General features: G+C 63.1%; 6 protein-coding genes. 4 read left to right on the plus strand and 2 right to left on the minus strand.

The annotated features are described in order from the left end of the window. Window positions 1-54 precede the first annotated feature (54 nt). Window positions 55-2,001, minus strand: coding sequence for a methyl-accepting chemotaxis protein (locus tag QMX97_RS19335; protein WP_201143985.1), 1,947 nt, complete (start codon window positions 1,999-2,001; stop codon window positions 55-57). 188 nt (window positions 2,002-2,189) lie between these two features. Between QMX97_RS19335 and QMX97_RS19340 the strand changes: the two genes are divergently transcribed. The 3 genes from QMX97_RS19340 (at window position 2,190) to QMX97_RS19350 (ending at window position 7,284) form a co-directional block, all read left to right on the plus strand. Next, entirely contained in the window at window positions 2,190-3,233 is a 1,044-nt protein-coding gene (locus tag QMX97_RS19340) for an LLM class flavin-dependent oxidoreductase (RefSeq protein WP_065905683.1), read from the plus strand. Between the two features lie 307 nt (window positions 3,234-3,540). Then, window positions 3,541-5,949: a glucose/quinate/shikimate family membrane-bound PQQ-dependent dehydrogenase gene (locus QMX97_RS19345; protein ID WP_282397411.1), complete on the plus strand. Its 2,409-nt coding sequence runs from the start codon at window positions 3,541-3,543 to the stop codon at window positions 5,947-5,949. Between the two features lie 57 nt (window positions 5,950-6,006). After that, the gene (locus QMX97_RS19350) at window positions 6,007-7,284 is read left to right on the plus strand and encodes a carbohydrate porin (RefSeq protein WP_282397412.1); all 1,278 of its coding nucleotides are present in this window, start codon (window positions 6,007-6,009) and stop codon (window positions 7,282-7,284) included. Window positions 7,285-7,398: 114 nt separating this feature from the next. Here QMX97_RS19350 and QMX97_RS19355 read toward each other — a convergent pair whose 3' ends face one another. Next, window positions 7,399-8,574 carry a XylR family transcriptional regulator gene (locus QMX97_RS19355; protein WP_065905674.1) on the minus strand — a complete coding sequence of 392 codons (1,176 nt, stop codon included), beginning with the start codon at window positions 8,572-8,574 and terminating at the stop codon, window positions 7,399-7,401. Window positions 8,575-8,713: 139 nt separating this feature from the next. Between QMX97_RS19355 and xylA the strand changes: the two genes are divergently transcribed. Further along, on the plus strand, window positions 8,714-10,030 hold the full coding sequence (gene xylA, locus QMX97_RS19360; RefSeq protein WP_282397413.1) for a xylose isomerase: 1,317 nt from the start codon (window positions 8,714-8,716) through the stop codon (window positions 10,028-10,030). Window positions 10,031-10,251 lie beyond the last annotated feature (221 nt).

Genomic DNA, 10,251 nt, shown 5'->3' on the forward strand with positions numbered 1-10,251 from the left:
CCACAGCTGAATGCATTTCAACGGTGGGCGCTGGCTTGCCTGCGATAGCGGCGGTCAGGTACGGAAGCGGCTGACCAACTGGTTCAAGGTCTGCGACAACGCGGTCAATTGCTGCGCATCGCCACGTGTGGAGTCGGCCAGGCTCGCCACCAACTGTGCATCCGCGTGAATCTGGCTGATATGCCGGTTGATGTCTTCGGCCACCTGGTGCTGTTCTTCGGCGGCGGTAGCGATTTGCGTGTTCATGTCGCGGATGACGTCCACCGACTCACGAATCAAGCCAAAGCTGGCGCGCGCATCGTTGATCGACACCACGGTTTCCTGGGACACCTCAAGGCTGGCATGCATCTGCTTGCCCATCTGATGGGTGCGCCGCGCCAGATTGCCAAGCAGTCCGTCGATTTCGCCAGTGGAGTCTGCCGTGCGTTTGGCCAGGGCGCGCACCTCATCCGCCACCACCGCAAACCCACGCCCCTGCTCGCCGGCCCGGGCGGCTTCGATGGCGGCGTTCAACGCCAGCAGGTTGGTCTGCTCGGCGATGGAACGGATGGTGCCGAGGATCGACTGGATGTCATTGCTGTCTTTTTCCAACTGCTCCATGGCCTGGGCGGAGTGGCCGATCTCTTCGCTCAAGCGCCCGACACTGCTCACCGCCGCGTCGATCTGCTGTTGCCCGGTGTGGGCCTGGCGCTGGCCATTGTCGGCAGAATCGGCAGCCTGGCTGCAGGAGCGCGCGACTTCATTGGAGGTGGCGACCATTTCATGAAACGCCGTGGAGACCATGTCCACCGCTTCGCGCTGGCGTGAGGCGACGTCGGCCATCTCTATCGAGACTTCGGTGGCACTGCCGGAGCTGCTGTGGATTTGCGCGGCGGCCTGGCCGATGCGCTGGATCAGGGTGCGGATGGCTTCCAGGAACTGATTGAACCAGCCGGCGAGCTGCGCCGTCTCGTCGCGGCCATTGACCGCCAGGCGCGCCGTCAGGTCACCCTCGCCCTGCGCAATGCCTTCCAAACCGCTGGCCACGCCACGGATCGGCTTGACGATCAGCCCGGCAAACCAGGCGCCCGCCCCAGCAAACAACAGGCCACACACCAATGCGATAGCCGCGATCAACCAGGTCAGGCGTGCCGCGCCGGCCATCACTTCGCTTTCGCGCACCAGCCCGACAAAGCGCCAACCCAATGCCTTCGACGGCCACACCAGCGCCATGTAGCGCTCGCCCGCCAGTTCCACCTGCACCAGGCCTTGGCCGGCTTCGCTCAACTGCCGGTAGCCGTCACCCAACTCGCCGAGTTTCTTGAAGTTGTGGGACGGGTCATTCGGGTCTACCAGCACCGTGTTGTTGGCTTCCATCAGCATCAGGTAGCCGCTTTCGCCCAGCTTGATCTGCTTGACCAGGTCGGTCAGTTGCTTGAGCGACACGTCGATGTTGACCACCCCGCTCGCCTTGCCCTGGCGGTCGTTGAAGCTTTGCACGGTGCTCACCAGCACCACGTCGTCGGCTGCCCAGTAATAGGCTTCGGTGCGCAGGGTCTTGCCCGGTTGCGCCATGGCGGTCTTGTACCAGGGCCGCGTGCGCGGGTCGTAGTTGGCAAGGTTGGGGTCGCCGGGCCAAAACACATATCCACCATCCTCGGTACCGAGCGACAGGTAGGTGTAGGCCGAATGACTCTTGGCCAGGCCCTCGAACAACGCGAACAACTGCTGGTCGCGCTCGCCGGGAGCAATGTGCGCGGCGTCGCTGGCCAGGTAGCGTTTCACATCGCCCTGCAGGCTGCGCAACTGCGGGTGCGCAGCCAGGTAGGCGACGTTCTGGCTGATGCCTTCGAAGAACAGCTGCATCGCGTTGTCGACCTGGCGGATCTCGCGGCCACTGCTGTCGACAAAGCTGTCGCGGGCCTCATGGCGTACGTTGAGGATGATCAGCACAGCCACCAGAATCACCGGTAGGCTGGCGATCACCGCAAACGCCAGGATTAATTTTTGTTTTATGTTCATCGAGCTCGCCTTCCTTGTGAGGTGAGGGTGCAACCGTTGGAGAGAAAAGTTTTGCGGATATTCCGTATTATGGTATACCAACAATCAATCCGCCGAACAGCCGTTATCACTGGCAAGCTTCAAGGTGGCGAGAGTACTTAAGGGCCCGCAGTCGACAGGCCGATCACAATAGATCCGAGGTAAGCGTCATGAAGTTTTCCCTGTTCGTACACATGGAACGTTGGGATGAAAGCGTCAGCCACCGTCAGTTGTTCGAAGACTTGACCGAACTGACCCTGATGGCCGAGGCCGGTGGTTTCAGCACCGTATGGATTGGCGAACACCACGCCATGGAATACACCATCTCGCCGAGCCCGATGCCGCTGTTGGCTTACCTCGCGGCCAAGACCACCACCATTCACCTGGGCGCCGGCACCATCATCGCGCCGTTCTGGCACCCGTTGCGGGTGGCGGGCGAATGCGCATTGCTCGACGTGATCAGCAACGGCCGCATGGAAGTCGGCCTGGCCCGTGGCGCCTACCAGGTCGAATTCGACCGCATGGCCGGCGGCATGCCCGCCTCTTCCGGCGGCCAGGCCTTGCGCGAGATGGTGCCGGTGGTGCGCGCCTTGTGGAAAGGTGACTACGCCCACGACGGCGAGATCTGGAAATTCCCCACCTCCACCAGCGTGCCCAAGCCGATCCAGCAGCCCAACCCGCCGATGTGGATCGCCGCCCGCGACCCGGACTCGCACAATTTCGCGGTGGCCAACGGCTGCAACGTGATGGTCACGCCGCTGATGAAGGGCGACGAAGAAGTCCTCGACCTGAAGAACAAATTCCAGGCCGCCCTCGACAACAATCCCGACGTACCGCGCCCGCAACTGATGGTGCTGCGCCACACTCACGTGCATGCCGCCGATGATCCGGACGGCTGGAAAGTCGGGGCCAAGGCGATCTCCAAGTTCTATCGCACCTTCGATGCCTGGTTCGGCAACAAGGAAGTACCGGTGAATGGCTTCCTGGCGCCGAGCCCGGAAGAGAAGTTCGCCGCGCGCCCCGAGTTCGAGCTGGAAAGCCTGCACAAGACCGCGATGATCGGCACCGCCGAAGAAATCATCCCGCGCATCCGCTACTACCAGGAACTGGGCGTGGATGAGTTCAGCTTCTGGTGCGACAACAGCCTGCCGCATGCCGAGAAGAAGAAGTCCCTGGCGCTGTTTATCGAGCAGGTGGTGCCGGCGTTTCGTTGAGTGATCTGCAGCTAAGCGTGCAAGCGGGCTTGCCGTGGGGGCAGGCTCGCTTGCGCTGGGGGGCAAAACGCCCCCAAAAGCCGGGGACTGCCACGCAGTCAGCGCAAGCAAGCTCCCTTCCCACAGAAAGCCCGTGCCTGCAGTTGCCGCCTGCCGATCACCTACACTCATCACAGCCACGCGACATTTAGCCTCAGCCCATCATCGCAGCACCTGTAATAGTCTATTGCAGGACTCCAATGTACTAACTAGTTACTTATCTTGCTAAAATCGCGTCTTTGCCCTCTCACCTTCGAGTCCTGTCGATATGAAACGAGCATCGCGCGCCCATGGCGCCTCTAGATTCCTCCTGCTGGGTTTGGGCGTCATCATCGCCCTGCTCGGCCTCGCGCTGGCTGTTGGCGGCGCCAAACTGGTGAGCCTCGGCGGTTCCTGGTACTTCCTGATCGGCGGCGTGGCCATGGCGGTTTCCGGGCTGCTGATCGCCCGAGGCAAAACCGCTGGCGCGTGGCTGTTCGCAGCGTTCCTGGTGGGGACGGCGATCTGGGCAGTGGCCGATGTCGGGCTGGTGTTCTGGCCGCTGTTCTCGCGGCTGTTCATGTTTGCCGCCATCGGCCTGGTGGTGGCGCTGGTGTATCCGCTGCTGGCTGGCCGGCCTGCACGCGGTGCGTATGGCGTCGCCGCCGTGCTGGCGGTGGGTGTGGCGGTGGCGGCGGGCAATATGTTTGTCGCCCATCCGAGTGTCGCGCCCAACGGTACTGGCCCGGGCATCACGCCGGTGGCTGCAACCGACGCGCAGAAAGACTGGGCGCACTACGGCAACACCGAAGGTGGCAGCCGCTTCGCCGCGCTGGACCAGATCAATCGCGACAATATCGACAAACTCAAGGTGGCGTGGACCTACCACACCGGTGACGTGGCGATCAGCGACGGCAACGGTGCCGAAGACCAGCTCACGCCCTTGCAGATCGGCAACAAGGTGTTTATCTGCACGCCGCACAACAACCTGATCGCCCTCGACGCCGATACCGGCAAAGAGCTGTGGAAGAACGAGGTCAACGCCAAATCGGCGGTCTGGCAGCGTTGCCGGGGCATGGCCTACTTCGACGCCACCGCGCCGATCGCCCAGCCGACCCAGCCCAACAGCTCGCCAATCATTGCCGCCAGCGTGCCTGCCGGTGCGCAGTGCCAGCGCCGCTTGCTGACCAACACCATTGATGCGCGCCTGATCGCCGTGGATGCCGACACCGGCAAATTCTGCGAAGACTTCGGCACCCATGGCCAGGTGGACCTCAAGGCCGGCCTCGGCGATGTACCGGACAGCTACTACCAACTGTCGTCCGCGCCGTTGATTGCCGGCACCACCGTGGTGGTCGGCGGCCGCGTCGCCGACAACGTGCAGACCGACATGCCTGGCGGCGTGATCCGTGGCTTCGACGTGATCAGCGGCCAAATGCGCTGGGCCTTCGACCCGGGCAACCCGCAAGACAAGCAAGCACCGGCTGACGGCAGCACCTATGTGCGCAGCACCCCGAACAGCTGGGCGCCGATGTCTTATGACCCGCTGATGAACACGGTCTTCCTGCCGATGGGCAGCTCGTCCACCGACATCTACGGCGTCGAACGTACTCAACTGAACCACAAGTACGGCGCCTCGGTGCTGGCACTGGATGCCTCCACCGGTGCTGAAAAGTGGGTGTACCAGACGGTCCACAATGACCTGTGGGACTTCGACCTGCCGATGCAACCGAGCCTGATCGACTTCACCCCACCGGGCAGCGACAAGGCAGTTCCAGCGGTGGTGATCGGCACCAAGGCCGGGCAGATCTATGTGCTCGACCGCGCCACCGGCAAGCCGCTGACCGAGGTCAAGGAAGTTCCGGTCAAGGCCGCCAACATCCCTAACGAACCCTACTCGCCGACCCAGCCGAAATCCGTGGGCATGCCGCAGATCGGCGCGCAGACCCTGACCGAGTCGGACATGTGGGGCGCCACCCCGTACGACCAGCTGCTGTGCCGCATCGACTTCAAGGGCATGCGCTATGAAGGCCTGTACACCGCGCCAGGCACCGACAAGTCGCTGAGTTTCCCAGGCTCCCTGGGTGGCATGAACTGGGGCAGCATCTCCACCGACCCGGTGCACGGTTTTATCTTCGTCAACGACATGCGCCTGGGCCTGTGGATCCAGATGGTGCCGTCGCAGAACAAGGCGCAAGCCTCGTCCGGTGGCGAAGCGTTGAACACCGGCATGGGCGCAGTACCGCTCAAGGGCACGCCATATGCGGTGAACAAAAACCGCTTCCTGTCGGTGGCCGGCATTCCGTGCCAGGCGCCGCCGTTCGGCACCCTCACCGCCATCGACATGAAGACTCAGAAGGTCGCGTGGCAGGTGCCGGTGGGCACCGTTGAAGACACCGGACTGCTGGGCATCCGCATGCACCTGCCGATCAAGATCGGCCTGCCGACCCTCGGCGGCACCCTGTCGACCCAGGGCGGCCTGATCTTCATTGCCGGCACCCAGGACTTCTACCTGCGCGCGTTCAACAGCAACAACGGTGATGAAATCTGGAAAGCCCGCCTGCCCGTCGGCAGCCAGGGTGGCCCGATGACCTACGTGTCGCCAAAAACCGGCAAGCAGTACATCGTCATCACCGCCGGCGGCGCACGCCAGTCCACCGACCGTGGCGACTACGTGATCGCCTACGCCCTGCCATAACCCCTGTGTTCGCGCGGTGCCCCCCGCACCGCGCGTTCGGCTTTTGGAAGACCGCGCATGACCCCCCCGTCGCACTTTTTTCCCGACCGCCTGCTTGGGCGCCTGTTGCTGGGCCTGGCCTTCAGTGCCGCCCTGCCCTCCCAAGCCGACGACACCACCCTGACCGGCGACTGGGGCGGCCTACGCCGCGAGCTGGACGAGCAAGGCATCCGTTTTACCGGCGACTACAGCGGCGAAACCGCCTATAACGCCCACGGCGGGCAGCACCGTTCGGCGCGTTATTCGCAGAACCTCAAGCTCGGCGTGCAGTTCGACCTGGGCAAGCTGTACGGTTTCAACAATGGCGACCGCATCCAGCTGACCATCAATGACCGGCGCGGCAACAGCGCCTCCGAGGACCTGGTGGGCAACCGCCTGCCGATCCAGGAAAACTACGGCGGCCTCTACACCCGTCTCACCGAGCTGAGCTACGAGCGCACGCTGTTCACTCCGGCGCTGAATCTCAAGCTCGGCTACATGGCCATGGGCAATGATCTTGGCGGCCTGGACAGCGGCATTCTGTGCAACTTCATGAACGCCGGTTTCTGCGGGCACCCGCTGAACATGTCCGGCGGTAGCGGCTGGACCAACTACCCGAATGCGCGCCTGGGCGCACGGGTGAAGTATGACTTCTCGCCGTCCTGGCAACTGCGCGTGGCCGCTTTCAACGTGGATCCGGACAGCAACGGCAACTCCAGCCGCGCCTGGCACCTGGGCCCCAAGCACACCACCGGCACCGTGGTGCCGATCGAGTTGGTGTACAAGCACGCCGGCACGCTGCCGGGTGAATACAAGCTGGGCTATTACTACGACAGCTCGGATGTAAAACGCATCGGCAGCGACAAAGACGTCAGCGGGCGTGGCGGTCACTACCTGTTGATCGACCAGGCCGTGTGGGCCTCCAGCAGCTCCGCCGGCCGTGTGCTGCACGCCTTCGGCCAATACTCCGCCGCCAGCGAAGCGGCCTCGCCGTTCAGCAAGTGGTATGGCGCGGGCGTGGTGCTGTACAAACCGTTCGAAGGGCGCCCGCGCGATACCCTCGCCCTGGGTTATGGCCGTGCCGTGCCGAACCCGCGCAGCCGTGACGTGCAGGAGCTGGCGGCGTTCAACGCAGGCAACAGCTACCCCAACCTGGACAATGCCGAACAGCTGATCGAACTCAGCTACGGCTACCAGGCTACGCCTTGGCTGAACCTGCGCCCGGATGTGCAATACATCATCGAACCGGGGGCGTTTTCCGGCTCGGACATCGACAACGCGTTGGTGTTGGGCTTGCAGGTCAAGGCCGTGTTCTAAGCGTCTCAACAGTCAAAAAATGCAGGCGCTGGTTTGCCTGCGATAGCGGTAGTTCCAAGCAGGATCAACAAGCTGACACACCGCTATCGCGGGCGAGCCCGCTGCCACAATGACCTAGGACGTGCCCTGCTGGTACTCGCGCGGCGTGCAGCCAAACTCGCGCCGAAACACCGTATGCAGGTACTGCGCGGACTTGAAGCCGCACTGCTGGGCAATATCGGCAATCGCCAGTGCCTGGTTTTCCAGGCCCTTGGCGGCGGCGGCGAGTTTGAAGCGCAGGATCTCGTCATGCACGCTGCAGCCGCGTTCCTTGCGAAAGTGCGACTCCAGTGACGAGCGCGACACTCCCACATAAGCCGCCACCTGCGCGGTCTTGATGCCCTGGCACGCGTACTGGCGGATAAACAGCAGGGCCTGCATCACATACGGATTCCCCAACGGCTGGTGCAAGCTGGAGGCCTGCACATTGATCGCCTCCGGTGGCACCAGGATCTGCGTACCGGTGCAGGGCTTGCCGTGCAGCATCTGGTGCAGCAATGCCGCCGCCGTGCGCCCCATGGTTTCGGTGCCCTGGATCACTGAGCTGAGCGGCACCCGCGTGAGGGTGCGGGTCAGCGGGTCGTTGTCGATGCCGATCAACGCCACTTCCTCCGGCACCGCGATGCCGGCAGTCAAACAGGCTTGCAGCAATTGCCGCGCGCGCGCGTCGGTGACGGCGATGATGCCGATCGGCTTGGGCAGGCTCTGCAGCCAGGCGATCTGCTGCTCCACTGCGCTGTCCCACAGCGGCGCGCTGGTTCCCAAACCGCGATAGACCTCGACGTGCAAGCCGTCCCGCTGCAGCAGCAAGCGAAAGGCTTTCTCGCGCTCCTGCGCCCAGCGATTGGCCTGTGCCTCGGGCAGGCTGAAACAGGCAAACCGGGTCAGGCCGGCCTCGATCAGGTGTTCGTAGGCCAGTTTCATCAGCGCATGGTTGTCAGTGGCCACGTAAGGAATGCCGGTGGGATAAGCACGCGCATCCTGGTAGGAGCCGCCCACCGCCACCACCGGCAGCTTGATATTGGCCAGTGCTTCGCCAATCAACGGGTCGTCGAAGTCAGCGATGATGCCGTCCCCCTGCCAGCGCTCGATGCCCTTGAGGCGGCACAGGAAGTCTTCTTCAAGGAACAGATCCCAGGACGCGCGGGTGCTGCTCAAGTAATTGCCGATGCCGGTGATGATGCCCCGGTCGTAGATCTTGCTGCCGTTGAACAGCAAGGCAATGCGGTGCACGGGCGGTAGGGTTTTCATTGTTTTTGTCCGAAGGCCAGTCGCTACAGACTAGCCCCCGCCACTCAAAATCGCACCACACCTTGATGATTTTCATAATCGGCAGGCCAGGTGCCGTTGCTAGTATCCAGACACCGCCAAGAACAATAAGGAAAACGCCATGACGTACTTCCCCGGTGTCGAGAAGGTTCGCTTCGAAGGCCCCGACAGCGATGCTCCCCTCGCCTTTCGCCATTACGACGCCAACAAGCTGATCCTCGGCAAACCCATGCGCGAGCACCTGCGTATGGCAGCCTGCTATTGGCACACCTTCGTGTGGCCGGGGGCCGACATGTTTGGCGTGGGCACCTTCAAGCGCCCGTGGCAGCGCAGCGCAGACCCAATGGAACTGGCCATCGGCAAGGCGCAGGCGGCGTTCGAGTTTTTCTCCAAGCTGGGCATCGACTACTACAGCTTTCACGACACCGACGTGGCGCCGGAAGGCAGCTCGCTGAAGGAGTACCGCAACCACTTCGCGCAGATGGTCGATCAGCTCGAGCGCCATCAGGAAGAGACTGGCATCCGCCTGCTGTGGGGCACCGCCAACTGCTTCAGCAACCCACGGTTTGCCGCCGGCGCCGCCAGCAACCCCGACCCGCAAGTGTTTGCCTACGCCGCCGCGCAGGTGTTCAGTGCGATGAACGCCACGCTGCGGCTGAAGGGGTCCAACTATGTGCTGTGGGGTGGCCGCGAGGGCTATGAAACCCTGCTCAACACCGACCTCAAACGCGAGCGCGAGCAACTCGGGCGCTTTATGCGCATGGTGGTGGAGCACAAGCACAAGATCGGCTTCAAGGGCGACCTGCTGATCGAGCCCAAGCCTCAGGAGCCGACCAAGCACCAGTACGATTACGACAGCGCCACGGTGTTCGGCTTCCTGCATGAATACGGCCTGGAACACGAGATCAAGGTCAACATCGAGGCCAACCACGCGACCCTGGCCGGGCACAGCTTTCATCATGAGATTGCCACCGCAGTGTCGCTGGGCATCTTCGGCAGCATCGACGCCAATCGCGGCGATCCGCAGAACGGCTGGGACACCGACCAGTTCCCCAACAGCGTCGAGGAGATGACACTCGCCACTTATGAAATCCTCAAGGCCGGGGGCTTCAAGAATGGCGGCTACAACTTCGACTCCAAGGTGCGCCGGCAGAGCCTGGACGACATCGACCTGTTCCACGGCCACGTCGCGGCGATGGATGTGCTCGCCCTGGCACTGGAGCGTGCAGCGGCGATGGTGCAGAACGACCGCCTGCAGCAGTTCAAGGACCAGCGCTATGCCGGTTGGCAGCAGCCGCTGGGCAAAGCCGTACTGGCGGGCGAGTTCAGCCTGGCGTCACTGGCCGAGCATGCCTTTGAGCACGAGCTGAACCCGCAGGCGGTGAGCGGCCGGCAGGAGATGCTGGAGGGGGTGGTCAACCGGTTTATCTATCCCTGATGGCGAGCGGACTTCCTTTGGCTGGCGGACTTGTTATGGCAAGTGGGCTTGTTGTGGCAAATGGGCTTTTTGTGATGAGCAGCCTCTTTGTGGCAAGTGGGCTCTTTGTGGTGAGCGGGCTTGCCCCGCGTTGGGCTGCGAAGCGGCCACAAGACCCGGCACCTCGGTGCGCCAGGTTGAACCCGGTCGCTTGCAATAGGGGCTGCTTCGCAGCCCAACGC

Source organism: Pseudomonas sp. PS01298 (genome assembly GCF_029959745.1).
In the GTDB taxonomy this organism is placed as follows: Bacteria; Pseudomonadota; Gammaproteobacteria; order Pseudomonadales; family Pseudomonadaceae; genus Aquipseudomonas; species Aquipseudomonas aylmerensis.

What these genes read in the sequence shown, in the direction of transcription:
- QMX97_RS19335 (WP_201143985.1), bottom strand. Translation starts at nt 2,001, where the DNA reads ATGAACATAAAACAAAAATTAATCCTGGCGTTTGCGGTGATCGCCAGC.
- QMX97_RS19340 (WP_065905683.1), top strand. Translation starts at nt 2,190, where the DNA reads ATGAAGTTTTCCCTGTTCGTACACATGGAACGTTGGGATGAAAGCGTC.
- QMX97_RS19345 (WP_282397411.1), top strand. Translation starts at nt 3,541, where the DNA reads ATGAAACGAGCATCGCGCGCCCATGGCGCCTCTAGATTCCTCCTGCTG.
- QMX97_RS19350 (WP_282397412.1), top strand. Translation starts at nt 6,007, where the DNA reads ATGACCCCCCCGTCGCACTTTTTTCCCGACCGCCTGCTTGGGCGCCTG.
- QMX97_RS19355 (WP_065905674.1), bottom strand. Translation starts at nt 8,574, where the DNA reads ATGAAAACCCTACCGCCCGTGCACCGCATTGCCTTGCTGTTCAACGGC.
- xylA (WP_282397413.1), top strand. Translation starts at nt 8,714, where the DNA reads ATGACGTACTTCCCCGGTGTCGAGAAGGTTCGCTTCGAAGGCCCCGAC.